General features: G+C 68.5%; 22 protein-coding genes. 9 read left to right on the forward strand and 13 right to left on the reverse strand.

From position 1 onward, the window contains the following. Positions 1-357: 357 nt before the first annotated feature. The 3 genes from shiA to DIE03_RS03750 all read left to right on the forward strand — a co-directional run bounded on the left by shiA (position 358) and on the right by DIE03_RS03750 (position 3,897). Positions 358-1,665, forward strand: coding sequence for a shikimate transporter (shiA, locus tag DIE03_RS03740; protein WP_124447609.1), 1,308 nt, complete (start codon positions 358-360; stop codon positions 1,663-1,665). 206 nt (positions 1,666-1,871) lie between these two features. Further along, positions 1,872-3,173 (forward strand): UDP-N-acetylglucosamine 1-carboxyvinyltransferase, encoded by a 1,302-nt coding sequence (locus DIE03_RS03745; RefSeq protein WP_047903294.1) that lies wholly within the window; start codon positions 1,872-1,874, stop codon positions 3,171-3,173. 355 nt (positions 3,174-3,528) lie between these two features. Continuing rightward, the gene (locus DIE03_RS03750; RefSeq protein WP_124447611.1) at positions 3,529-3,897 is read left to right on the forward strand and encodes a DUF4440 domain-containing protein; all 369 of its coding nucleotides are present in this window, start codon (positions 3,529-3,531) and stop codon (positions 3,895-3,897) included. A 51-nt stretch (positions 3,898-3,948) separates the two neighbouring features. Here DIE03_RS03750 and DIE03_RS03755 read toward each other — a convergent pair whose 3' ends face one another. After that, entirely contained in the window at positions 3,949-4,176 is a 228-nt protein-coding gene (locus tag DIE03_RS03755; RefSeq protein ID WP_124447613.1) for an AbrB/MazE/SpoVT family DNA-binding domain-containing protein, read from the reverse strand. Between the two features lie 152 nt (positions 4,177-4,328). On the opposite strand from DIE03_RS03755, the gene DIE03_RS03760 reads away from it, so the two are divergent. Then, the gene (locus DIE03_RS03760) at positions 4,329-5,099 is read left to right on the forward strand and encodes an IclR family transcriptional regulator C-terminal domain-containing protein (protein ID WP_124447615.1); all 771 of its coding nucleotides are present in this window, start codon (positions 4,329-4,331) and stop codon (positions 5,097-5,099) included. A gap of 30 nt (positions 5,100-5,129) precedes the next feature. On the opposite strand, the gene DIE03_RS03765 is transcribed toward DIE03_RS03760, so the two are convergent. The 6 genes from DIE03_RS03765 to DIE03_RS03790 form a co-directional block, all read right to left on the reverse strand. Further along, the gene (locus DIE03_RS03765; RefSeq protein ID WP_124447617.1) at positions 5,130-7,430 is read right to left on the reverse strand and encodes an ATP-dependent DNA helicase; all 2,301 of its coding nucleotides are present in this window, start codon (positions 7,428-7,430) and stop codon (positions 5,130-5,132) included. Beyond that, positions 7,427-9,121, reverse strand: a complete 1,695-nt coding sequence (locus tag DIE03_RS03770; RefSeq protein ID WP_124447619.1) for a VRR-NUC domain-containing protein — start codon at positions 9,119-9,121, stop codon at positions 7,427-7,429. Before DIE03_RS03770 ends, DIE03_RS03765 begins: the two co-directional genes overlap by 4 nt. 97 nt (positions 9,122-9,218) lie before the next feature. Further along, positions 9,219-10,097 (reverse strand): MipA/OmpV family protein, encoded by an 879-nt coding sequence (locus DIE03_RS03775; RefSeq protein WP_124447621.1) that lies wholly within the window; start codon positions 10,095-10,097, stop codon positions 9,219-9,221. A 205-nt stretch (positions 10,098-10,302) separates the two neighbouring features. After that, on the reverse strand, positions 10,303-10,614 hold the full coding sequence (locus DIE03_RS03780) for a hypothetical protein (protein ID WP_041492268.1): 312 nt from the start codon (positions 10,612-10,614) through the stop codon (positions 10,303-10,305). Positions 10,615-10,628: 14 nt separating this feature from the next. Next, positions 10,629-10,826, reverse strand: coding sequence for a hypothetical protein (locus tag DIE03_RS03785; protein WP_124447623.1), 198 nt, complete (start codon positions 10,824-10,826; stop codon positions 10,629-10,631). A gap of 90 nt (positions 10,827-10,916) precedes the next feature. Further along, a complete protein-coding gene (locus tag DIE03_RS03790; RefSeq protein WP_124447625.1) occupies positions 10,917-11,216 on the reverse strand; it encodes a hypothetical protein in 300 nt (99 codons plus the stop codon). 143 nt (positions 11,217-11,359) lie between these two features. Here DIE03_RS03790 and DIE03_RS03795 point away from each other — a divergent pair, with 143 nt between their 5' ends. From DIE03_RS03795 to DIE03_RS03805, 3 genes are all read left to right on the forward strand, one after another. Then, the gene (locus DIE03_RS03795; protein WP_124447627.1) at positions 11,360-11,608 is read left to right on the forward strand and encodes a hypothetical protein; all 249 of its coding nucleotides are present in this window, start codon (positions 11,360-11,362) and stop codon (positions 11,606-11,608) included. Between the two features lie 338 nt (positions 11,609-11,946). Further along, positions 11,947-12,378, forward strand: a complete 432-nt coding sequence (locus tag DIE03_RS03800; RefSeq protein WP_124447629.1) for a CBS domain-containing protein — start codon at positions 11,947-11,949, stop codon at positions 12,376-12,378. Between the two features lie 30 nt (positions 12,379-12,408). Beyond that, positions 12,409-12,918, forward strand: coding sequence for a PRC-barrel domain-containing protein (locus tag DIE03_RS03805; protein WP_124447631.1), 510 nt, complete (start codon positions 12,409-12,411; stop codon positions 12,916-12,918). A 6-nt stretch (positions 12,919-12,924) separates the two neighbouring features. Here DIE03_RS03805 and DIE03_RS03810 read toward each other — a convergent pair whose 3' ends face one another. Both DIE03_RS03810 and DIE03_RS03815 read right to left on the reverse strand, forming a co-directional pair. Beyond that, positions 12,925-13,548: a DUF4142 domain-containing protein gene (locus DIE03_RS03810; protein ID WP_124447633.1), complete on the reverse strand. Its 624-nt coding sequence runs from the start codon at positions 13,546-13,548 to the stop codon at positions 12,925-12,927. A 49-nt stretch (positions 13,549-13,597) separates the two neighbouring features. Further along, complete coding sequence (locus DIE03_RS03815) at positions 13,598-15,565, reverse strand: ATP-binding protein (RefSeq protein ID WP_124447635.1); 1,968 nt, start codon at positions 15,563-15,565, stop codon at positions 13,598-13,600. Positions 15,566-15,937: 372 nt separating this feature from the next. On the opposite strand from DIE03_RS03815, the gene DIE03_RS03820 reads away from it, so the two are divergent. Further along, on the forward strand, positions 15,938-16,975 hold the full coding sequence (locus tag DIE03_RS03820) for a sigma-54-dependent Fis family transcriptional regulator (protein ID WP_124448128.1): 1,038 nt from the start codon (positions 15,938-15,940) through the stop codon (positions 16,973-16,975). A 28-nt stretch (positions 16,976-17,003) separates the two neighbouring features. Here DIE03_RS03820 and DIE03_RS03825 read toward each other — a convergent pair whose 3' ends face one another. Next, entirely contained in the window at positions 17,004-18,803 is a 1,800-nt protein-coding gene (locus tag DIE03_RS03825) for a methyl-accepting chemotaxis protein (RefSeq protein ID WP_124447637.1), read from the reverse strand. A 246-nt stretch (positions 18,804-19,049) separates the two neighbouring features. After that, the gene (locus DIE03_RS03830) at positions 19,050-19,304 is read right to left on the reverse strand and encodes a DUF3562 domain-containing protein (protein WP_124447639.1); all 255 of its coding nucleotides are present in this window, start codon (positions 19,302-19,304) and stop codon (positions 19,050-19,052) included. Positions 19,305-19,869: 565 nt separating this feature from the next. Here DIE03_RS03830 and DIE03_RS03835 point away from each other — a divergent pair. Next, positions 19,870-20,310 (forward strand): hypothetical protein, encoded by a 441-nt coding sequence (locus DIE03_RS03835; protein ID WP_124447641.1) that lies wholly within the window; start codon positions 19,870-19,872, stop codon positions 20,308-20,310. A gap of 539 nt (positions 20,311-20,849) precedes the next feature. Here DIE03_RS03835 and DIE03_RS03840 read toward each other — a convergent pair. Together DIE03_RS03840 and DIE03_RS03845 are read right to left on the reverse strand one after the other, a co-directional pair. Continuing rightward, complete coding sequence (locus tag DIE03_RS03840; protein WP_124447643.1) at positions 20,850-21,785, reverse strand: universal stress protein; 936 nt, start codon at positions 21,783-21,785, stop codon at positions 20,850-20,852. A 209-nt stretch (positions 21,786-21,994) separates the two neighbouring features. Continuing rightward, positions 21,995-23,377: an amino acid permease gene (locus tag DIE03_RS03845; RefSeq protein ID WP_124447645.1), complete on the reverse strand. Its 1,383-nt coding sequence runs from the start codon at positions 23,375-23,377 to the stop codon at positions 21,995-21,997. Between the last annotated feature and the right edge of the window lie 421 nt (positions 23,378-23,798).

The following is a 23,798-nucleotide window of genomic DNA, read 5'->3' on the forward strand; positions in this document are numbered from 1 at the left end:
TCCAGTCTCCGAGGGCATGCGGTCGATGGGGACGGCGCCCGTCGCGTGCGGCCTGTGCGGCCGACGGAACGACCGCGCATCCGCCCCGAACGGGCAAATTGTCGATGCTGCAGATTTTAACCAGATCGTTCACGGCGGCACACCCTGGCCGAACGGGATATCGCCACGCCGCTTAGTGCAAACCCGGAAATCGTTCGATAATCGCACGAACTTGAACGATAATCGCGCACTTTGTCCGATTGGCCAATTGCCGCCATGCGGCGTGCGCCCTATTCTCCGTTCACCCATCGACTTCAATTCAGCATCGGACGCGGCGCCGCCACGATTCCACGATGCGCCGAGCCAGGAGACACCGCCATGACCCCAACCTTCGACACCCTCGACGCCGCAGCCGGCGCCCGCGCGCGCAGCCAGGCCCGCAAGGCCGCGATCGGCAGCTTCGTCGGCGCCGTCGTCGACTGGTACGACTTCCTGCTGTACGGGATTGTCGCCGCGCTCGTATTCAATTCCGAGTTCTTCCCGAAAGTCAGCCCGACGATGGGCACGCTCGCCGCGTTCGCAACGTTCGGCGTCGGCTTCCTGTTCCGGCCGCTCGGCGGCGTCGTGTTCGGCCACTACGGCGACCGGCTCGGGCGCAAGCGGATGCTCGTGCTGACCGTGATGCTGATGGGGCTGTCGACGGTCGCGATCGGCCTGCTGCCTGCGTTCTCGACGATCGGCTGGTGGGCGCCCGTGCTGCTGGTGCTGATGCGTGCGATCCAGGGTTTCGCGGTCGGCGGCGAATGGGGCGGCGCGGCGCTGATGGCCGTCGAGAGTGCGCCGAAGGAGAAGAAGGCGTTCTACAGCAGCGGCGTGCAGGTCGGCTACGGCGTCGGCCTCGTGCTGGCCACGGGCATCGTGTCGATCCTGAGCCACACGCTCGGTGAAGCGGCGTTCAAGTCGTGGGGCTGGCGCCTGCCGTTCGTGTTCAGCATCGTGCTGGTGCTGATCGGGTTGTGGGTGCGCAAGAACATGGACGAGTCGCAGGAGTTCGTCGAGAAGGTCGAGCACGGCAACCGCAAGCTGCGCCTGCCGGTGCTGGAAGCGCTGACGCGTCATCCGAAGGCGTTCCTGCTGATCGTCGCGCTGCGGCTCGCCGAACTGTTCACGATGTATATCGTCACCGCGTTCGCGCTCAGCTATTCGACGACGAACCTCGGCATGTCGCGCGACCTGTTCCTGAATATCGGCCTGCTGGTCGGCGCGGTGAGCTGCGTGACGATTCCGTGCTTCGCGTGGCTCGCCGACCGCTACGGCCTGCGCCGCATCTACCTGATCGGCGCGCTGATCGGCCTGGCGTCCGCGGTGCCGTTCTTCGTCGCGCTGGAGGCGCGGTCGATCGCGTGGATCGTGATCTTCTCGATCCTGCTGGCGAACGCCGCGCACGACATGGTCGTGAGCGTCCAGCAGCCGCTGTTCACCGAGTTGTTCGGCGCCGAATACCGCTACAGCGGCGCGGGTGTCGGCTACCAGTTCGCGAGCGTCGTCGGCGGCGGGTTCACGCCGTTCATCGCGGTCGGCCTCGTCAGCGTGGCCGGCGGGTCGTGGCACCTCGTCGCCGGTTATCTCGCGGTCGGCTGCCTGATCTCGCTGGTGGTCGCCGCGCGGATGCGGGCGGCGCAGTGATGGCCTGACCGGATGGCCGGCCGGATTCGCGGCCGGCCATTTCTCCGTGCCGGCAGGCAATCGTCCGGCCGAATCGCATGCAGCCAACGTCAAACACCGTCAATCGCGTATCCCGATCCCCTTTTTTCCCCTCTGAACATTCCACGCCGCCGGCCGACCAATGGCATCATATGGGCCTACGTCAGTCACCGATACGCCCCCATATCATGTCGAATCTCATCGTCCACGGCGGCACTCCGCTGCGCGGGGACATCAAGCCGTCCGCGAACAAGAACGCCGTCCTGCCGATCCTGTGCGCCACCCTGTTGACCGATCAGCCGCTGCGCCTCGTCGGCGTGCCGGACATCACCGACGTGCGCAAGATCCTCGACATCTTCCGCACGCTCGGCAGCGACGTGTCGGTCGATTTCACGACGGGCCTGCTCGAACTCCACCATCGCAACACGAAGTTCGATCCTGCCGTCCACCGGCTGCCCGAGGCAATGCGCTCGTCGATCATGCTGATTCCGCCGCTGCTCGCGCGCTTCGGCGTCGCGCGCCTCGAGAACGACGTGAAAGGCTGCACGCTCGGCGTGCGCGAGATCGATCCGCACGTCGAGGTGTTCGAGCGCTTCGGCGCGCACATCGAGCGCACGCCCGATTCGCTGATCGTCCGCACCGACGGCCCGCTGACGGCCAACGACCACTGGTTCGACTACGCGTCGGTGACCACCACCGAGAACTTCGCGCTGTGCGCGACGGCCGCGAGCGGCACGTCGACGCTGATGAACGCGGCGTCCGAGCCGCACGTGCAGGAGTTCTGCCAGTTCCTCGCGATGATCGGCGTCACGATCGAGGGCATCGGCACGTCGCGGCTGTGCGTGACGGGCGGCGGCAAGCTCGGCGGCGGCGAGTTCCGCTTTGCCGAGGACTTCCACGAGATCGCGACGTTCCTCGCGCTCGGCGCGATCACCGGCGGCGACATCACCGTGCGCAACTCGTCGCCCGAGCATTTCCCGCTGATCGACCGCACGTTCGCGAAGTTCGGCGTCAACGTCACGCACCGCGACGGCTGGTCGCGTGCGGAACGCGACGGCCCGCTGCGCGTGCGCCGGCCGTTCACGCAGAACATCCTGACCAAGGTCGAAGCCGCGCCGTGGCCGTACCTGCCGGTCGACCTGCTGCCGATCTTCATCGCGCTCGGCGTGCGCGCGGAAGGCAGCGCGATGTTCTGGAACAAGGTCTACGACGGCGCGCTCGGCTGGTCCGGCGAACTGTCGAAGTTCGGCGCGCACGTGCTGCTGTCCGATCCGCACCGGCTGATCACGTTCGGCGGGCTGCAACTGACGCCGGCACGCGTCGAAAGCCCGTACATCATCCGTGTCGCGATCGCGCTGCTGATGGTGGCCGCGAGCATCGAAGGCCGTTCGGAAATCATGAACGCGCTGCCGATCCGCCGCGCGCACCCCCATTTCGTCGAGAACCTGCGGTCGGTCGGCGCGAACGTCGAGTGGACGAGCAGCGAATGATGCACTGAAGGATGCGGCGCGCGTGACGGTCGCGTCGCATCCGGTTCCTCGGCTTTTCATGCTTTATCGGCCGCTTCTATGCGCGACCGCGCAGCGTTCTGCCATCGATTCCCATCTGCTCTCGTCAGCGCACTGCGTGCTGCTTCACTCCTCTTCCCCGCTGTCAGCGCCAGCCCGACGATGCGTCATCGGGACGTCTACTCCTGCTACCCGTCGGCTTTTTCCCGCGCGCGAAACAACCAGATTCAGACCTGTCCAATTGCCGAAATGTGCGCCCGGCCATAGGCTTCCTTCCCGACCCCGCGGATAGCGCCAAAACCGTGCACCCGCGCTCCAGCAGGAAAATGCACAGCCTATGGAACCCCGATTCACCCTGGCGCAGATGCGCGACGTCTGGATCGATGCGTATCGTCACGCCGATATCGAGCAACTCGATTTCATCGCGAGCCCACACTTCTTTGTCCAGCACAAAGCTTACATTCGCACGAAAGCGCAATTCCTTGCGCGAATGCGCGTCGCCGCGGCCGAACGCGCATCGGACACGGGTATCGCATATCAGGACGAAACCATGCAAATCGTCACGCGCGGACAATGGGCGACGATAACGGGCATCGGATCGGTTCGAATCAACCAGGCGATCGATTCCCGCTTCGATTTCGTCGAGGACTGGTGCGTGATGGGTGCGCGATGGCGCATTGCCGCGCTCCGCCATGAACACAAGTAACCTGGACCGCGTCGCAGTTGCGTTCCGGCGCTTGAATGGGTCGAGTCAGATCTACTCGTTTGCGTCGTTCCGCCTGAACCTGAAACCGCCAGGCAGCTTGCCTCTGAAACGCCTCAACGGCAGCAGAAGCGCTTCGGGACGCGCGTTGCGGCTCTCGGCCAAAGCGCCGGCACGGTGAACGACGATTTCGACTTCGTCGCCTTCACGCAGCCCCAACACGTCGACCAGACCGGCCGGAAGGCGCACCGCCAGGTTATTCCCCCACTTTGCAACCCGCATACGATCCTCCTTGAATAGATGTCGCCGACTCTATATCTGCCGCTATCCGGCGGACAAGGGGATGGCCGATCAACCAATCGCCCGTTACCCCACAACTCGCGCGATAATCGCCCACTCGCGCGCGAATACCGCGCACCCACCGCCCCCCGACGATGAAAAAGCCCGAACTCGACCGACGCGACTGGATTGCCGGCCTCGAAAAAGGCCTGATGATCCTCGAAGCCTTCGACAGCCAGCACGCGCGCATGACGCCCACGCAGGCCGCCGCGCGCACGGGCCTCACGCGCACGGCCGCGCGGCGCTACCTGCTGACGCTCGAAGCGCTCGGCTACGTGTACACCGACGGCAAGCTGTACGGCCTCACGCCGCGCGTGCTGCGGGTCGGCTGGTCGTACTTCGATTCGGCGCGCCTGCCGCGCACGGTCCAGCCCTATCTGCAGCAACTGAGCGCGTCGCTGAACGAATCGGCGTACGTCAGCGTGCTCGACGGCTGGGAACTGGTGTTCATCGCACGCAATGGCGTGTCGCGCGTGATGACGACGGGCTTCGTGCTCGGCGCGCGCGTGCCGGCGCCGCTGACGTCACCCGGTGTCGTGCTGCTCGCCCATCACCCCGATCGCGAAGCCGTGCGCGCGTGGCTCGACGCAGCCGAACTGCCACCGTTCACGCCGCACACGATCACCAACAAGGCGCGGCTGCTCGAACAGGTCGACCAGGCGCGCGACGCCGGTTTCGCGGCGATCGAGCAGCAATTGCAGGTCGGCGTGCGCGGGATCGCGGTGCCGCTGAAGAACCGTCACGGCGAAGTGGTCGCCGCGCTGAGCACGAACATGCCGATCGGCGCGGAGACCGCCGACGCGGCCGTGCGGCGCGTGCTGCCGCACTTGCAGGAAGCCGCGCTCGCGATGCTCAACGTGCTGTAGCGCCAGGCCGCCTCGCCTTCGCCTGCACCGTCACCCGATCCGCCACCAGCGCGGCAGCAGGTCGCGCACCTCGCGCCTGCGATAACGGTCGTCGATCAGGTGCACGACGCCTTCGTCGTGCTCGGTGCGGATCACGCGCCCGGCCGCCTGCACGACCTTCTGCAAGCCCGGATACAGGTACATGTAGTCGTAGCCGTTGCCGAACCGCGCGTCCATCGCACGCCGCATCTGCTCGTTGACGTCGTTGACCTGCGGCAGCCCGAGCGTCGCGATGAACGCGCCGATCAGCCGTTCGCCGACCAGGTCCACGCCTTCCGAAAACGCCCCGCCCAGCACCGCGAAACCGACACCGCGCCCGCCCGCGTCGAAGCGCGCGAGAAACGCGTCGCGCTCGCTTTCGGCCATGCCGGGCGCCTGCGCCCACACGGGCACGTCCGGATGGCGTGTCTGCATCAGCGCCACCACGCGCCCGAGATAGTCGAAGCTGCTCAGGAAGCCGAGGTAGTTGCCGGGCCGTGTCGCGTATTGCGCGGCGATCAGGTCGGCGATCGGTTCGAGCGACCGGTCGCGATCGCGCCAGCGGGTCGACACGTGACTCGCGACGCGCACCGTCAGCTGCTCGGCGCGGAACGGCCCGTCGACGTCGAGCCAGCCCGTATCGCCCGGCAGCCCGAGCGTGTCGCGATAGAAATGGAACGGGCTCAGCGTGCCCGAGAACAGCACGGTCGCGCGCGCGGCCTCGTAGCGCGGGGCTAGAAAGCCGGCCGGAATCACGTTGCGCACGCACAGCGTCGACTGGACGCGGCGGCGGCGGGCAGCCGTCGCGACACCGTCGAGCGCCGGCTGGCGCGGCATCGGCTCGCCGAGCAACGTCGCGTCGAAGATCGATGCGCTGTCGAAGGCTTCGGCGAGCACGCCGAACTGGATCGCCTCGAAATGAAACCGCAGCAACGCGTCGCCGTTCGCGCGCGGCGCGTCGGTCAGGTGTTCGCCGATCGCCGCGACGAGGTTCTGCACGGCCGATACGATCGGGCCCGGCACGTCCGGATACGCGGCATAGCGCTCGGTCTGCGCGCGATTGATCGTGCCCCACGCGCGGGCAAGCCGGTCGAATGCCTTGCGCAGCGCCGCCGGCGCGGCTTCGCGGGCGGCCGCGAACGCGAACGGATCGAGCGACGCGCTGTACATCTTGCGCGCGCGGTCGAGCAGGTTGTGCGCTTCGTCGACGAGCACGCCGACACGCCACTGGTTTTGCTGCGCGAGCGTATGCAACATCGCGCTGCCGTCGTAGTAGTAGTTGTAGTCGCCGATCACCATGTCCGACCAGCGCGCGAGCTCCTGCGACAGGTAGTACGGGCAGACGTCGTGCGCGAGCGCGGCCGTGCGCACGGCGTCGCGATCGAGCAGGCCGGCCTCGATCGCCACATCGCGCGCGGCTGGCAGCCGGTCGTAGAAGCCTTTCGCGAGCGGGCACGATTCGCCGTGGCACGCGCTGTCCGGATGCTCGCACGCCTTGTCGCGCGCGACGAGTTCCAGCACGCGCAGCGGCAGCGCGGGCGTGCCGGCGCCGAGCGTCGTCGCCGCTTCGAGCGCAAGCGCCCGGCCGGGCGTCTTCGCGGTCAGGAAGAAGACGTGGTCGAGTTCGCCCTCGCCGCACGCCTTCAGCAGCGGAAACACGGTGCCGAGCGTCTTGCCGATGCCGGTCGGCGCCTGCGCCATCAGGCAGCGTTCGTCACGCGCCGCGCGATAGACCGAGACCGCCAGTTCCCGCTGACCGCTGCGGAACTGCCCATGCGGAAAGGCAAGTGCGCGCAGCGCCGTGTCGCGCGCGGCGCGATGGGCCGACTCGCGTTCGGCCCAGCCGACGAAGCACGCGCACTGCTCGGCGAAGAAGGTCGCGAGCGTGCCGGCATCGAGCGTTTCCGTGAGTACGGTCTCGCGCTCGGACACGATGTCGAAATACACAAGCGCAACGTCGATTTCCTTCAGGCCGCGTGCGTCGCACAGCAGGTGCGCGTAGACCTTCGCCTGCGCCCAGTGCAGCGCGCGATGGTTGGCCGGCATCGCATCGAGGCTGCCGCGGTAGGTCTTGATTTCCTCGACGCGGTTCGCCACGGGATCGTAGCCGTCCGCACGGCCGCGCACGGTGAGCGTGCCCCACGTGCCCGTCAGCGCGATCTCGGTTTCGTAGCGCGCGCCGCGTTTGGACGTGACCGCACCGTGGCCGGCGATGCCTTCGAGCGCCGTCGGCGCGGGCGTGAAGCGCAGGTCGAGATCGCCGCGCCGCGCGGTGAATTCGCACATGGCCCGCACCGCGACGACGTAGCTCATGCGGACAGCCCCGCCGCTTCGGCGTGCGCCACGCCCTCGCCGGCCCATTCGACATCGACGACACGCACCGGCATGCCGTGCGCGACGCAGTATGCAAGCCAGCGTGTCTGGTTGTCCTGCAGCCGGTCGCCGGGGCCTTTCACCTCGATCAGCTCGTAACGGCGCTCATCGGGCCAGAAGCGGACGAGATCGGGCAGCCCCGAACGGTTGCCGCGGATATCCGCGAGCAGGCGCGTGAACCACAGCCGCAAGTGCTCGGGCGGCAGGCACGCGAGCGCTTCATCGAGCAGCGCGTCGGTCAGCACGCCCCAGAACACGAACGGCGATTGCAGCCCGGCCTTCGTCGCGAAATGCCGGCGGATCGTGTCGCGGTACGCGCCCGAATCGAGCTGCGCGAAACACGCGTCGAATGCGTCCGCACGGCGCGCGGCGAAATCGGGCGCATGCAGGTCGGCCGGGCCGCGCTGGAACGGATGGAAGAACGCGCCGGGCACGGCCGCGAACACGGGCTCCCAGCACAGCAGGCCGAACAGCGAATTGATCAGCGTGTTCTCGACGTAATGGACCGGCGAAGCCGGCTGCGCGAGATGGTCTCGCACTGCGAATTCGACGCTGACGAACGCGTCGGGACGCGTGAGCACGAGTGTTTCGCGCGGTGCGCCGGCAGCGGCGGCCGCGCGTTCGACACGCTGGCCGGCACGGCGCTGCAGACGCGGCAGCATGCGCTCGACGCGCTGACGCTCCTCGTCGCTCTCGAAGCGGCCGCGCGCATCGAGCGCCAGCGCGAGCGCATCGTCGTCGCGCCCGCAGCGCTCGAGCACGCGGATGCGCCGGTGGCGGCTGCCGGGCCACGCACTGCGCGCGTAGGCATCGAGCGCGGCATCCCAGTCGGCGCGGCGCTCGCAGGCCTGCCCGAGCGCGAACAGCAGCTTCGCGCGACGCGTCGCGAGCCACGGCTGCGCGCAACCCACTGCGTCGATCGAGCGCATCAGGTCGTCGAACGGCAAGTCGTCGGGCCACACGTCGAGCGCGTCGCGACACGTCTGCAGCGCGAGATACGCATCGACGTCGCCGCGCTGCTGGAACGCACGCGACGACGGCGCGATCGGCACGCTTTCGTACTGGAACACGCCGAGATCGGCGAGCACGAATTCGCTCCAGTCCTGATGGAGATTGCCGAAGAACATCAGCCGCAGCCGGTCGCACAGCGCGCCGACCGTCACGCGCAGCACACGGTCGCCGGCCTGCGCGCACCACGCGTCGAGCGGCTGCGCGGTGTCGTGCGCGGGCCGCAGCCGCTCGAGCCATTCGGGCTTGCGCTCGCCGGCATGCGCGGCGAGCGACGGGAAGATGCGCAGCAGGTCGGCCTTGGTCGACAGCGCGAACAGCTCGTCGAGCGTCAGCGCGGGCGCCGGGTCGACCCAGCCGAGCGCGACGAGCGGCGCGGCCGCGTCGAGCGTGCTGCCGATTTCGTCGTACGCGAGCTTGCTCGCGCGGAAGTCGGACCCGCTGCGCATCAGCATCCGCACGAGCAGCGCGCGAGACGGCTGCGGCAGCGTCGCGAACTGCCGGACGAACGCGTGCTCGTGCGCGTCGAACAGGTCGTCGTAACGCTCGCCGAGCCAGGCCAGCGCGCGTTCGAAATTGGTCAGGTAGTAAAACGCCGGGGGCGTCGGCGAAGCAGGCGTCACGGAGATCGATCACTGTACGTTTGTACAGGTCGGAATCATATCAAATGTGACGGCAGATGCCGCGTGCGACATCCGCCCGCCGCTGCCCCGACTGTCGTCAGAACTGGTAATTCACCGACATGTCGAACACGCCGTTGGTCGACTGCTGCGTGATCGGGCTGCGCGCCGCGCGGCCGACGAGTTGCTCGATCGCGCCGTCCATCGTGACGAACCAGTGCTTGTTCACGAACCACACCATCGTCACGCCGAGGCCCGCCGACTTGATCCCCGCCCCCGACGAATAGGCCGGCAGCCCCGAGCGCGCGGCGGCGCCCTGGCTCACGCCGAACCAGCTGTTCATGTAGCGCGAATCGGCGAACGACACGGTCGGCCCCGCGAACCAGAAGAAGTTTTCGTTGCTGCCCGGCATCGGCATGTACGCGGACAAATCGCCGGTCCAGCCGTTCGAGCCGCCGATGCTGCGCCGGACATCCGCGCGCAGCACGAGCGGGAATTCCTTCGAGATCACGTAATCGCCCGACAGCTTCATCACGGGCGCCGCGTTGATGTTGTCGAGGCCGTTCAGGTGGCCGAGATCGTCGGCCGAACGGCGCCCGAGGTCATAGCCGACCGACAGGCTCACGCGCCAGTTCGGCCCGCGCAGCACGTTCGCGCCGAGCCCTTCGCCGGTCGACAGGAAGAACAGGTCGCGATAGCGGATGTCAAGGTTCGGGCCGCCCATCACGCGATAGCGGTCGGAGCCCGCATAGCGCGGCTGCAGCGTCATCGCGGCGCCGACGCTGACCTGCCACGTGGAGACGGTCGGATCAAACAGTTTCTCGAGCGGCACGCCCGCCGAGTACTGCCACTCGCCGAGCGGCGAAGGCGTCTGGGCCGACGCATCACGGGCGCCGGCCGCCGTGAGCGCCGCGCAGGCCGACAGGCCGGATACGAACCGGCGTGCGCCGGGTGAAAGCAACAGGCGAGCAACAGTCATCAAGGCGTCTCCGTCGGTTGCGCGAAACGGACCTGAAGGAAAGCGCGTCGCGCCTCTCCGGCTACCGCGGCTGGCAGCCTGTGGCGCGAACGTAGCGTGCGCTGAATTAACGGACATCCTACGCGACGCGCGCGAGAGACGCAAAGCGCCCGCCGCGGGCGGGCACCTTGCCGCTTTCCGGATTGAAGGGGGTGGCGTTGCCGGATCAGAAACGCTCGACGTGATAGTCGCCGGCCAGCGCGGCCGGGCTGCGCGTCGACATCATCCGCGAGAACCCGTCGGCGAGCCGTCCGAGCGCCAGCTGTTTCTGGCTGGCGTCCCAGTGCGTATAGGTGTCGTACGCGGCATCGTCGAACGAGACGGTGACGGCCACCGGGCGACCGCTCGCGCGAAAGCCGATCTGCAGCACGCCGCCCGGCAATTCCTCGATGTGATAGCGCAGCGAGCGCGATTCGAAATAGCGGCCCAGCACCTGAGCGATCGCGCGCTTGTCGGGTGATTGAACGTGGATGTCCATGAGGGTCCTCCTTTTCAGTATTCGCGCGGCCGGTGGTAGCGCACCGCTCCACCGGGCATCCGCATCGGCGGCGGATGCGACGGCGGGTCGCCCTGCGGCAGCCCGTCGGGCACGGGCGGGTCGACCGGATCGTCGTGCCCGGGCGGTACCGGGTCCGGGTCGACGTCGGGGGTCGTCGGTTCGGGGCGGTGCAGCATGGATGGCGTCTTCATGTCACTCCTGCGCGACGGCGCGCGCCTCTCGATGGCGCTGCGACCGCGCGCAAGCAACGTGCCCGCCCGTTCCGCCCGGACGCGGCCCGCTCAGTCGTCGTAGGCCGCCATCACCAGCCACATCGTGCGTCCCTCCGCGGTCAGCCGCACCGCGAGCGCGAACGGATCGGCCGGCGTGCAATGCGCGATGAGCGCCTGCTGCGCACGCTCGGGGCCGTCATAGACGATGTCGTTCAGCTCGCGCACCTCGTCCTTGCCGTCGAACATGCGCCGTTCGGGCCGATAAACCAGCGATTCGCGCTTCCACGCGGCGAAACGCGCGCGCACGCTGGCGAATTCGCCGCCGCATACGTTCGCGTCGTAACGTATCCTTTCCCTGGTTGCATTCATCACGTTGTCCTCTTGTCCACGCCGACAGCGCGCGGCGCATGTCCCGCGCACCCGTCCGGCTTCTCCGGCGCGCAAGCGTCGTGCCGTCGGCCCCTGACGGGCACGCCGCTTGCGCACGCATTGACCAGCAAGGAGGTTCGACCATGACCGCTTACGCCACCGGCCGCCACGACGCCGTGTCACCGGCTGCCGGACTGTTCCATCTCGCCACGTCGCGCCCGCCGTCGAAAGACAAGACGGAAGAGCGCATCGACGAAGGGCTCGAGGAGACGTTTCCGGCCAGCGATCCGCCCGCCGTCGGCGGCGCGACTCGCATCGACCCCGCCAAACCGTCCGGCGAACCTGAACGTCGCGCGCCGGACGACCCTTCCCCGCCCCGCGATCACGGCTGACGGCGGCACCCGGCTCGCGACGCGCGGCGGCGCTTCAGCGGGTCGGACCCATTCGGAGTGATCTGATGAAACGCCTTGAACGCAGATGGCATGAAATCAGCGGCGCCGCCGGCGTCGCTGCACTGGCCGCCATCGAAAGCGCAGTGGTGCTGGCAATCGTCGTCGTGACGGGCATCGGCCACTGATATCCCGCAGCGCCCGTCGCGGCAGCCGCCGTGGAAGATGTACAAGCGGGCTGGCAAATTTCTCCGTTGCCCGGCCGTCGAGGCCTGGCGCAGGCAGAGTGCGTGCGGCACGGCATCTGCTCACGAATCGTCCTGCTCACGAAGGAGGCGTTCATGTATCGCGTCAACGAGATCATGTCGCGCGACGTGGTGTGCGTCGCACCGACCGACACGATTCGCCATGCGGCCGAACTGATGCAGCGCTTCGACATCGGCGTGCTGCCCGTTTGCGACGGCACCGAACTCGTCGCGATCGTCACCGACCGCGACCTCGCAGTGCGCGCGCTGTCGCACGGTCATTCATTCGATACGCCGGTGCAGGCCGTGGCATCCGCGCCCGTGCAGTGGTGCGTCGAGGACGACGGCGTCGGCGACGTCCAGCAGCGGATGGCCGACGTGCAGCTGCATCGCTTGCCGGTGCTCGACCGCGACCGGCGGCTGGTCGGGATCGTGTCGCTCGGCGACATCGCGACGCGCGCGGGCGGCCCCGAGCGCGACGAGCTGGCCAATACGCTCGAGGACGTGTCGCTGCCGCGCAGGCGCTGACCGCACACGGCTTCTACCTGGAGGTGAACGATGACAACGGACACACCGTCGCGCGCCGACACGCGCATCGTCGGCGGCCAACGCCGCCCTGCCGGCGGCGGGCCGGGGCCCGACGTGATGGCCGCCCGGACACTCGCGGGCGATCGCGTGCTGACGATGGACGGCGACGATATCGGCAAGGTGGCCGACATCATGCTCGACGTGCGCGCCGGCCGGGTCGCGTATGCGGTGGTCTCGTCGGGCGGCGTGCGCGGGCTCGGGCTCGGCGACAAGCTGCTCGCGGTGCCGTGGAACGCGCTCGTGCTCGACGCCGAGCGCAAATGCTTCGTGCTGCCGGTCGCGACCGAGCAGGTGCGCGACGCGCCCGGCTTCGACCGGGACCGCTGGCCGGCGATGGCCGACCCGGACTGGGCCGAGGCGCTGCATGCGTACTACGGCAGTTCGCCGTACTGGCTGATCGAGGAAGGCGAATCGGCACTCGACGCGCCGCCGCACGAGGCGTCGCCGGACAGTCCCGAGGACGGCAAGCGGCAACGCTGACGCCGCTCAGTGCGCGGCCGCTACGGTCCGCGCCAATTGCCGCGCAGCGGCCAGGTGCGCGGCCAGCGTCCCCAGTGTGCCGGCTGCGAACGCGCGAAGCTGCGGATCGCGGCCGTTCTTCGCCTCGTCCTGGTAGAGCCGGATCGCCGACTCATGCGCACGCGGGCCCGCCAGCGCGACGTACGCCGTGTCGAACGCGTGGCCCTCCTTCATTCGCAACGCCGTCACCGCCGGATCGACCAGCATCCGCGATTGCACCGGTACGCCCTTTTGCGCACCGATCTGCCGCAGTTCGCTGGCGATGCGGGCGTGATCGTCGGCCATCCGGCGCGCGAACGCCTTCACGTCGGGGTTCGACGAGCGGTCGAGTGCAAGCTGGCTGGCCTGCCGTTCGACCTTGTCGAGCATGCCCGCCTTGTCGACGAACTCGGCGTCGATGCCGGTCGGCCGTTGCGTCATGCCGGCCTCGTCGGCGGTCGCGCCCGGGCGGACGACACCCGGTGCGACCTGCACCGACGAAGCGGGCGGCGTCTGCGCCCGCGAACACGCGAACGCCAGTGCGCCAACGGCGGCAACCAGTGCGATGGCCGTCCGCGGGCGGCTGTCCCTTTTTCTCCGGTTCGTAGTCATCCGGACCTCCGTATGTCGTGACGGAGCGGGCCGGCCGCGCAGGTTGCCGTCAGCCGCGCCCTTTCCCGCCGTGCGCATCGTCGTCGTGCGCGACGTCGGCGATCACGCTCGCGAGCGTCGGCATGTCGACAGGCTTGCACAGGTACGCATCGAAGCCGGCGGCCAGCACGCGGTGGCGGTCGGCCTTGCCGGCGTGCGCGGTCACCGCGACGACCGGTAAATGCCCGCTGCCGTCCGGCAAATGGCGGATCCGGTCGAGCAGCCAGAAGCCGTCGCCGTCCGGCATCGCGAGATCCGACAGCACGACGCTCGGCGGATGTCGCTGCACCTCGTCGAGCGCGTCGTGCCCCGACTGCGCGGTCGACACCTGCGCGCCCATCGTCTCGAGCGCCGCGGCGAGGCTCGCGCGCGAGGTGGCGTCGTCATCGACGACGAGCACGCGCTGGCCGTCGAGCGCCACCGCGTCCGACGCGCCTGCGGGGCGCGCAAGGCTCTCGGCCGGATCGTCGACGTCCCAGCCGGCCGGCAGCGTGACCGTCACGGTCGTCCCGCGTCCCGGTCCGTCGCTCGTCGCGACGACGTTGCCGCCATGCAGCTGCGCGATGTTGCGCACGATCGACAGGCCGAGCCCGAGGCCGCGCTTCGGTGACGCGAACGCGCCTTCGGGCCGGCTGAAGGTGTCGAACAGATGCGGCAGGTATTCCGGCGCGATCCCTTGGCCGGTGTCGGCGACCGACAGCCGGACGCGTTCGCCCGCACGCGTCAGCGACACGTTGATGCGCCCGCCCGGCGGCGTGAACTTGATCGCGTTCGACAGCAGGTTCGACAACACCTGGCGCACGCGCTCGCCGTCCGCCGGAATCACGCAGCTCGGCATCGCGTATGCCGCCGACAGCTCGAGCCCGTTCGCCTGCGCGGTCGCATCGAGCTCGCGCGCGGCATCGCGCACGACGCGCACCAGGTCGACCGGCACGCGTTCGAGACGCAGCCGTCCCGTCGCGAGCGACGACGCGTCGAGCAGGTCGCCGACCATGTGCGACAGCGACCGCGCGCTGCGATCGATTGCCTCTACAGCCTGTTCCGCGAGCCCGTGCCCGCCGACGTTGCGCAGCACCTCGACCCACCCGTAGATCACGTTCAGCGGCGTGCGCAGCTCGTGCGACACCGTGGCCAGCAACTCGTCCTTCAGCCGGTTCGACGTGTCGGCCTGCGCCCGCGCGTCGCGGGCGCCGCGCAACGCGCGCAGGGTGCGCCGCTCGTTGCGGCGGCGTTCGCTCGCTTCGCGCAGCGTCATCGACAGGCCCGTGCAGTTGCCCTGCGCATCGACGATCGGCGACGCGGCGAAGGTCGCGCGAAAACGGCCGCCGCCATCGCGCACACACAGCACGTCGAGCGGCCCGACCGGCGCGTGCAGGTTCGCGAACGTGGCGGGCAGCGGATGCCGCCGCCGCCAGCGCGGCGCGAGCATCGTCGCGACGTCACGTCCGCTCGCCTGTGCGGCGTCGATCCCGAAGATTCGTTGCGCGGCCGGATTCCAGCTCGTGATCCGGCGCGCGGTGTCGACGCCGACGATCGCCTCGGGCGACGCGTCGACCACCCGGCGCAACAGGCCGTCCGGTTCGCGATGCGGCGCGCGTGCGGCCGCGTCCGCGTCGCCATCGTCGTCCGCGGCGTGCAGGCGATCGTTCGCGATCAGCGGCTTCACCGCCATCACGAGCACGCACTCGACGAAGCCGATCGCGACGAACGCACCGGCCTGTGCGAGCACCGAGGCCAGCGGCGCATCGCGCCACCACAGCGCGCCGATCACGGCCACGCTCGCGACGGTCGCGGCGAGCCCGCCACCGAACGACGTCAGCCAAGCGGCGGCCGCAACGCCTGCATAGAAAGGCAACGGCGCGAATGGCGCGTGCTCGCCGACGACGTGAATCGCCCACGCCTGCAGCGCGGACGCCAGCCCGACGGCCAGCACGACCCATGCACCCTGCCGCAACAGTTCATGAGTCAGGGTCTTCATTGCATCCTTGCCTCGCACCGGCTCCCGTCGTGCCGCGGTTCGGCCATCCGGGATGGCCGCCGAACGTGCCGGGCGGGCTTGGAGTCGGCAGCAAGCGATATGCCCGGGACGGACATGACGCGGCGTTCAGGCGAAGCATGACGGGACGGCGCAGGGTGCCGTGCTGCAGGCCGTTCGGCATCGATCGCGGCTGCCCGCTGCTTGTGCGGAACGCGATCGCAACCGTCTTTTTCAATCCGCATCCTGTAAAAAAGCACGGGGCGGCGCAGCCTGTCCCTTCCGGCGGAAAGCCCGATGGACGATGCCTTCTGTCCCCGTCATGGACATTGGAAATTACTATTCCGCGGCACCTTCGCGGCCGTTTCGCTGTCGATGATAAATATTGCAATGAACGGAACTCGTGATGCCGATTTTCAAAACGGCCCGCTAATGCCGATGGGTGAAACCGCAAACCGGTCGAAGCAGCGCGCAGACGGCCGCCGGCTGTCCGGCCGGTCCTCCGCGATGCGCACGCTGCAAGGCCGCATCGAGAAAATCGCACCGACCCGCGCCAGCGTGATGATTGCCGGCGAAAGCGGGGTCGGCAAGGATATCGTCGCGCGCCGGCTGCACGATCTGAGTGCGCGGCGCGACGGCCCGTTCGTGCCCGTGAACTGCGGCGCGATCCCGCCCGATATCGCCGAGGCGCAACTGTTCGGGCACGAGAAAGGCAGTTTCACCGGCGCGGTCGCACAGCGCGAAGGCTTCTTCGAGGCCGCGCGCGGCGGCACGCTGCTGCTCGACGAGATCGCCGAAATGCCCGCGGCGCTGCAGGTGAAGCTGCTGCGCGCGCTCGAGTCGAACGCGATCGTGCGGGTGGGCGGCACCAAGCCGATTCCGCTCGACGTGCGCATCGTGTCGGCCACGCGCCACAACCCGGCCGAAGCCGTGCGCGACGGCCGGCTGCGCGAGGACCTGTTCTACCGGCTTGCCGCGTTCGCGCTGTACGTGCCGCCGCTGCGCCAGCGCGACGGCGACGTCGAGACGATCGCGCAGGAATTCGTCGACACGCTGAACGCGCGGCACCGCTCGCACAAGCGGCTGACCGACGCGGCGATCGCGGCACTGCGCGCGTACTCGTGGCCCGGCAACGTGCGCGAGCTGCACAACACGATCGAGCGCGCGTACATCCTCGCGGACGAAGGTATCGACGTCGCGCTGCCGAAACAGCCGATGCCGCCCGACCGCACGTCGGAGAGCGCGATGGCGCTGCCGCTCGGCGCGACATTGCATCATGCGCAGCAACGCTTCATCGCGGCCACGCTGCGCCATTTCGACGGCAACAAGCCGCGCGCGGCCAAGGCGCTCGGGATCAGCCTGAAAACGCTCTACAACCGGCTCGCGCTGATGCGCGACGACGGCCGCTCCTGAGCGGTGCGGCCGCGCCGCCAGGCCGCGGTCATGCGACCTTGAACCGCCCGACCGTCGTCGCCAGCGCATTCGCCTGCGACTGCAGCGCGGTCGCCGCGGCGGTCGACTGTTCGACGAGCGCCGCGTTCTGCTGGACCATTTCATCGAGCTGCGTGACCGCGCGATTCACTTCCTGGATGCCGCGCGTCTGCTCGTTCGCCGCGTGCGTGATCTCGGAGATGATGGTCGTCACGTTCGATACGTTGGACACGATCTCGCGCATCGTGTCGCCGGCCTGGCGCACCTGGCCGGAACCGGCCGACACGCTCGCGACCGTCGATTCGACCAGCACCTTCACTTCGCGCGCGGCCTGCGCGCTGCGTTGCGCGAGGCTGCGCACCTCTTGCGCGACGACCGCGAAGCCGCGGCCCTGCTCGCCCGCACGCGCCGCTTCGACGGCCGCGTTCAGCGCGAGGATGTTGGTCTGGAACGCAATGCCGTCGATCACGCCGATGATGTCGCCGATCCGGCCCGATGCTTCCTCGATCTTCTCCATCGTCGCGACGACGTCCGACACGACCACGCCGCCGTGCGACGCGATCCGCGACGCAGCCGCCGCGCGCTCGTCGGCCTGGCCGGCGGCTGCCGCCGACTGGCCGACCGTCGCGGTGATCTCTTCCATCGACGCCGCCGTTTCCTCGAGGCTCGCCGCGGCCGATTCGGTACGCGACGAAAGATCCTGGTTGCCGGCCGCGATCTCGTTCGCGGCCGTGCGCACCGATTCGCTCGCGTCGCGGATCTGGCGCATCACGTCGTTCAGCTTGTCGACGAAGCTGTTGAACGAGCGCGCGATGTCGGCGACTTCGTCGCGGCCGACGGCCGGCAGGCGCTGCGTCAGGTCGCCGGCGCCCGAGCCGATCGCGGCCATCGCCTGGCGCACCTGCGACAGGCGGCGGAATGCCGTCGCGGTAATCGCGCCGATGATCAGCGACGCGACGCCGACGATCACGACCAGCGTGATCAGCGACGCGGTCAGCAGCGAGCGCATGCCGGCCGTCGCCTCGGTCTTGTCGAGCAGCACCAGCGCGTACCAGTCGGTGCCCGGCACGGGCCGCGCACGCACCAGCTTCGCGTCGCCGCCGACGCTCACCTCGACGGGCGCCGTCGCGGCCGCGATCGTGGCCGCGCTCGTCGCACCGAGTTCGGGCGACACGTCGGCGACCGGCTTCAGCGTGAGCTTCGGGTCCTGATGCGCGACGACGTGGCCGCTGCTGTCGATCAGCATCCCGAAGCTGGCGGGCGTCGGGCGGATCGATTTCACGTTGGCGATCACGCTGTCCATCGCGACGTCCGCGGCGACGACACCCTTCAGCGCGCCGTCACGCAGGATCGGCACGGCGAACGTGACGACCAGGTTGCCGGTGCCGGCATCGACGTAGGGCGGCGTGACGACCGGCTTGCCGGCCTGCGCGGCCTGCTTGTACCACGGGCGGCCGGTCGGATCGTAGTCGGGCGGGATGCCGGTCGGGTCGGAGAAGTGGAACGCCTTGTCGGCATAGCCCGCGTAGACGTTCGTGAAGCCGCCGGCCGTGGCCATCTGCTTGAACACCGGCAGCGGATCGGGCGTGAGTGCCGCATCCTGCAGCGACGCGATCATCCGGCTGCGGGTGGCGACCCAGTCGGCGATCCCGACCACGTGGCCGCTCGCGACGGAAGTCAGGTTGCGGTCGATCGCATCGTTGTTGTACGAGCGCGCGATGAAGTAGTTGATCAGCGTGGTGGCGACGAGCGCGAATACGACGATGGAGACGCACGCGGCAAGAATGCGGGCGCGGATGGACGAGAGCATGGCAACGACTCGGTAAGGGAGCGCGAACGCCCGGTGGACGAATTCACCGGGTAAACGGCATTCGCGCCGCTTACTTGAGGCCGTCGTGACAATTCAATGAAACATATGACAAAAAACGTCGGCGGCTGTCAGCCGATCGTCAGGTCGCGGGCAGGCGGGCCGATGCGGCAGGAACCGCCGGCAACGCGCTCGGGCGCGATTCGGCCGCGGCCGGCGACGTATCGTGTCAGCCGCGGCAATCGCCGGTCACAGGCGGACACTCGGGTGCGGATCGGATTCCGCCGCTGACGCACCAGCCTGCGTGTCGGCGTCGAAATCGTCCCGCCGGCGCATCCGTTCGCGCAGGTTCCGGATCGCGAACACGTGGATGTAGTCATGCACGCGCGCGCCGGACGACAGCACGCGCACTTCATCGTCGAGCATCGCACGCAGCTGATCCGCGCCGATCGCGCGCTGTTCGGCGGCTTCCTTCAGTGAATCGAGCAAATTGTCCTTGGACATCGACGGACTCCTGACAGTCGAGGAATAAAGAAACGACGGTACTGGAAGCTTAAAGACTGGTCGACCGCTCGGCGTGCGATGCGCCGGCAGGTGTTTGCGCGCGATCAACGACACGTTGCGTGCCGCCGTGCCGATCCGTCCCCGAACCGGCCGCGCTTGATTCGCGGCGCAAACTGCCCGCGAACGAGACTGGAAGCCCTGCCGCGCCACCCCGGGGCGCGGCACCGGTCGACAGGCGGGCCGTGGAACCGCCGCCGACGCCGATGCACGGAAGAAGTTAGACCGACCGAAATCATGCGTCAAGCGGCGCCCGCCGCGCCCGGTTCATTCGTCGGAACACGCCGGCCGGATCGTTGGCGGGCCGGACGATCGGCCAATCGGCCGCGGCGCTTGTCAGCGGATTCCGATACGCGCCGCGCAATACCTGACAGCGACTTCAGCGCGCGCCGCTTGGCAGCCTGCTGCCGACCCACGATACTGATCCCATGAACAACGCGTTCATACCGGTTCATCGCCCAGCCTGCCATCGAGCAAGGCGCGCGGGGTCCGGCGCAGGAGACCAACCATGGCACAACGCAACTTCCCGGGCCGGGACGGCCAGCGGCGCGCGTCGGGCAACACGCGCGCCCTGCCCGCCCGGACCCGTAACGTATCGGCCGGCGACCGTCCGTCCGACGATCTCGACACCTTGCTCGCGCTCGCCCGCGAAGCCGGGCTGCTCGTCACGCTAGACGGGCAGATCGGCCGCGAAAAGTACCAGAGCGTCGCGGGGTCGATCCTCGCGCTGCAGCGGTTCGCCGCTGCGCTCGGCACGCGACAGGCGCGCGATGCGCCGGCCGAGTCGGAGCCACGCCGCAAGGCACGCCCCGGCTGGCCGCATGCGAACCGGCTGCGCAGCCACACGTGCAGCGCATGCGGGCCGATGCACGTCGTGCGGCCGCGCTCGCGTGTGCGACGCGGCGTCGTCCGCCGGCACGACCTCTGCTCGATTCTTCGGACCACCTGAACCCGCGCGCAGCCGACGCACGGCACGGGGCCGTGCGATGGCTGCGCGCCGTGATACCTCCGCCGTGCGTGCCGCAGCCGCGTGAATACGGCGGTGCCGTGCCGGCGTCGACCTTCGCCGCGATCCGTCTCGACGCGATCGCGCGCTCCTGCGCGCCGTCCTGAACGGTCGCACTCAAAACAATACCTGCGGGGAAAGTGATCCGACGGGGCCAGCCACGCGGAAAGCGGACGGGGTGCGAGCACCCCGCCCGTCCTCCAAGGCAGCCGTCGGCTGCCTACCCTCGTGCCAGAGAGTTCTCGGTCGGATGACACGCCATGCAAGCGATGGCGCGGCTCCTGTAATCGACGTGGCGACTCGAACGCCCGCTCGATCCCGATCTGCCGGATCAGCGGTTTCGATGCTTGCGTGCGGCTGTCGTCGTACGTGCACGACAGACCGTCGCGATCGCCGGATGTTCCGTCACTGTCTCACGCGATGCCCATGCCGTTTCTGATGCAGGTCAATCGACCTCGGCTTTGTACGCGATGCCGCGCCGTTCACGCCGCGCCGCGCACGAGCAGTACCGGCACTTGAGCAAGGTGCGCCACGCGGCGTGCGACGCTGCCGATCAGCCAGGCGGCGATGCCGCGCCGGCCATGCGTGCCGACCACCAGCAGTTCCGCACGCCAGTGCACGGCATCGCGCATCAGCGCGTGGGCCACATCGTCGCTGGTCGGACGCGTTTCGACGATGCCGCGCTTGGTCGGATTCCCGGTCGCGTGGAACAGCGGCGCGATCTTCGCGAGCGCATCGTCGCCCTCCGCACGGTACGCATCCTCGAGCGCACGCACCGGCACGATATCGGTCAGACGAACCGCGCGATCGATCACGTAGGCGGCGTACAGCAACGTCGTCGGCGCCGCGAAACCGAGCCCGACGCGCGCCGCGTGCAGCGACGGTTCGCTGCCGTCGACCGCGAACATCAGCCGCTGCAGCGCGCCGTCCGACGGCCGTGCATAGGCGGCCGGCACGATCAGCAGCGCGCAGCGCGCGCGCTTCGACAGCGTGTCGGACATCGCGCCTTCGATGAGCCGCAGCAGCCCGTGATGCGGATTCGCGCCGACCACCAGCGCGTCCGCCTGCCATGCCGCCGTGTCGTTCACCAGCGCATCGGCGACCGTGCCGCCCGTGACCGACGTATCGACGATGACCTGCTCGACCTCGATGCCGCTGTCGGCGAACAGTGCGGCGACGCGCGCGTTGACGGCGTGCGCTTCGCCCATCATCTCCTCGCGCGCCGACGTCAGCAGTGCGTCGACGCGGGGGATGTCGGGCAGGACGAGGCGCGGGTTGTCGATTGCGCAGACGATGCGCAATCGCATGCCGGGACGCAGCAGCGTGCGCGCGTAGCGTGCGGCGGACAGCGATTCGGGCGTGGGATCGACGGCCAGCGCGATCCGTTCGAGCGGCGGGATGGAATGGGCAGGCTGCATGGCGAAAGCCTCCGTGCGTGCGCGTCGTCGCGGAACGACGACGGGAGCCTCGCGTGGAAGCGGTGCGCGGCGGCCGGGCAGTCGCCGCGGTCGCCGCGATCGGCGGGTAGCCACGCGAAGCGCGGACAAGCGATTCGTTCAGCATAGGTCGTCCTGCCCGCCGGCGCATGATCGCGATCAACGATCGCGCGACGCCCTGCGCTCGCCGCTTACGACTTCGTCGGGACCGACGCGGCCGGACGGTTCGCGTAGAACAGCGCGTACGCGATGCCGAGCAGCACGATCCACACGGGCCCGATCACGAGCGCGACGCGCGTATCGGGCGTGAACGCCATCAGCACGACGACCAGCGCGAGAAAGCCGAGCGCCACGAACGAGCCGAGCGGATAGAACGGCACGCGGATCGGCAGGCGCGCGATCTTGTCGGCCGACAGCGTGCGGCGAAAACGCATCTGCGCGATCAGGATCACGCACCACGTCCAGATCGCGCCGAACGTCGACACCGACGTGAGCCACGTGAACACGTGCTGCGGCGCGAGATAGTTGAGCAGCACGCCGATCAGCAGAAGCGCGACCGACACGATCACGCCGTACACCGGCACGCCGCTGCGGTTCACGCGGCCGAGCATGGCCGGCGCCTGGCCCTGCTGCGCGAGGTTGTAGAGCATCCGCGCGGTGCTGAACAGGCCGCTGTTGCACGACGACAGTGCCGCGGTCAGCACGACGAAGTTGATGATGCCGGCGGCGGCCGGAATGCCGAGCCGCGAGAACGTCATCACGAACGGGCTGCCCTGCGTGCCGATCTGGTCCCACGGATAGAGCGACATGATCACGAACAGCGCGCCGATGTAGAAAATCAGCACGCGCCAGAACACCGAGTTCACGGCCTTCGTCAGCGATTTCTCGGGGTTGCGCGCCTCGCCGGCCGTGAGGCCGAGCATCTCGACGCCGAGATACGCGAACATCACGATCGGCAGCGCGGCAATCACGCCGTCGATCCCGTTCGGCATGAAGCCGCCGTGCGACCACAGGTTCGAGATGCCGGTCGCGACACCGCCGTTGCCGATGCCGAACGCGATCATCAGCCCGCCGCCGATGATCATTAGCACGATCGTGACGATCTTGATCAGCGCGAACCAGAATTCGAATTCGCCGTACAGCTTGACCGCGATGAAGTTCACCGAGCCCATCGCGATGAGCGCCGCGAGCGCCCAGATCCAGTTCGGCACGCCCGGGAACCACATGTGCATGTAGACGCCGACCGCCGTGATTTCCGCCATGCAGGTGACGATCCACACGAACCAGTAGGTCCAGCCGGTCAGGTAGCCGGCGAGCGGCCCGAGGTAGTCGCGTGCATAGCGGCTGAAGGCGCCGGCGACCGGATTGGTGATCGCCATCTCGCCGAGGGCGCGCATGATCAGGAAGATCGCGATGCCGCCCAGCAGGTAGGTCAGCAGGATGGCCGGGCCGGCCGTGCGGATCGCGGTGGCCGAGCCGAGGAACAGGCCGACGCCGATCGTCGCGCCGAGCGCCATCAGGTTGATGTGCCGTTCTTCCAGCCCGCGGTGCAACTGGTCTTCTGGTTGTTTCAAGTCCGTCTCCTGGCAGCCGCGAGCAGGCCGCCGTCATTGTGTCGATGTCAATGCGCGGCCGTTCATGCCGATTTTGGCAACCGAAAACGAAATAATCCCTGCTGTCGATTTCTGAATGAGAAATGACATGGATGTTGCGTCAATCCGATTGGAATCGCCGCGGATTATCCGTCATTCCCGGAACAATCCGGAAGACGGATCGGGCTTTCACGGAATACGCCCGAGCGGCCCGTGTGACGCGGCTGTGCGCGTGTCGGGCGACAACGGAATCAATCGATTTCGGCGTGAACGAACACGCGTCGAAAGTGCGCAATCAAGCGCACGCAATATGCAGGCGGGATTATAGGGAGGATCGGAGGGTTCGCGCTAGGCGATTTTCAAGAAATCGTCATGCGTGAAACCGGGAGCGGAATTCGAATGC

The sequence above is a fragment of the Burkholderia sp. Bp8992 genome, assembly GCF_003853705.1.
In the GTDB taxonomy this organism is placed as follows: domain Bacteria; phylum Pseudomonadota; class Gammaproteobacteria; order Burkholderiales; family Burkholderiaceae; genus Burkholderia.

Bases quoted from the DNA above. Each gene is read 5' to 3' on its own strand.
- DIE03_RS03745 (WP_047903294.1), top strand. From the start codon at position 1,872: ATGTCGAATCTCATCGTCCACGGCGGCACTCCGCTGCGCGGGGACATC.
- DIE03_RS03755 (WP_124447613.1), bottom strand. From the start codon at position 4,176: ATGCGGGTTGCAAAGTGGGGGAATAACCTGGCGGTGCGCCTTCCGGCC.
- DIE03_RS03825 (WP_124447637.1), bottom strand. From the start codon at position 18,803: ATGCTCTCGTCCATCCGCGCCCGCATTCTTGCCGCGTGCGTCTCCATC.
- DIE03_RS03790 (WP_124447625.1), bottom strand. From the start codon at position 11,216: ATGAATGCAACCAGGGAAAGGATACGTTACGACGCGAACGTATGCGGC.
- DIE03_RS03775 (WP_124447621.1), bottom strand. From the start codon at position 10,097: ATGACTGTTGCTCGCCTGTTGCTTTCACCCGGCGCACGCCGGTTCGTA.
- DIE03_RS03760 (WP_124447615.1), top strand. From the start codon at position 4,329: ATGAAAAAGCCCGAACTCGACCGACGCGACTGGATTGCCGGCCTCGAA.
- DIE03_RS03835 (WP_124447641.1), top strand. From the start codon at position 19,870: ATGGCACAACGCAACTTCCCGGGCCGGGACGGCCAGCGGCGCGCGTCG.
- DIE03_RS03785 (WP_124447623.1), bottom strand. From the start codon at position 10,826: ATGAAGACGCCATCCATGCTGCACCGCCCCGAACCGACGACCCCCGAC.
- DIE03_RS03750 (WP_124447611.1), top strand. From the start codon at position 3,529: ATGGAACCCCGATTCACCCTGGCGCAGATGCGCGACGTCTGGATCGAT.
- DIE03_RS03810 (WP_124447633.1), bottom strand. From the start codon at position 13,548: ATGACTACGAACCGGAGAAAAAGGGACAGCCGCCCGCGGACGGCCATC.
- DIE03_RS03840 (WP_124447643.1), bottom strand. From the start codon at position 21,785: ATGCAGCCTGCCCATTCCATCCCGCCGCTCGAACGGATCGCGCTGGCC.
- DIE03_RS03805 (WP_124447631.1), top strand. From the start codon at position 12,409: ATGACAACGGACACACCGTCGCGCGCCGACACGCGCATCGTCGGCGGC.
- DIE03_RS03765 (WP_124447617.1), bottom strand. From the start codon at position 7,430: ATGAGCTACGTCGTCGCGGTGCGGGCCATGTGCGAATTCACCGCGCGG.
- DIE03_RS03820 (WP_124448128.1), top strand. From the start codon at position 15,938: ATGATAAATATTGCAATGAACGGAACTCGTGATGCCGATTTTCAAAAC.
- DIE03_RS03780 (WP_041492268.1), bottom strand. From the start codon at position 10,614: ATGGACATCCACGTTCAATCACCCGACAAGCGCGCGATCGCTCAGGTG.
- DIE03_RS03800 (WP_124447629.1), top strand. From the start codon at position 11,947: ATGTATCGCGTCAACGAGATCATGTCGCGCGACGTGGTGTGCGTCGCA.
- DIE03_RS03795 (WP_124447627.1), top strand. From the start codon at position 11,360: ATGACCGCTTACGCCACCGGCCGCCACGACGCCGTGTCACCGGCTGCC.
- DIE03_RS03830 (WP_124447639.1), bottom strand. From the start codon at position 19,304: ATGTCCAAGGACAATTTGCTCGATTCACTGAAGGAAGCCGCCGAACAG.
- shiA (WP_124447609.1), top strand. From the start codon at position 358: ATGACCCCAACCTTCGACACCCTCGACGCCGCAGCCGGCGCCCGCGCG.
- DIE03_RS03815 (WP_124447635.1), bottom strand. From the start codon at position 15,565: ATGAAGACCCTGACTCATGAACTGTTGCGGCAGGGTGCATGGGTCGTG.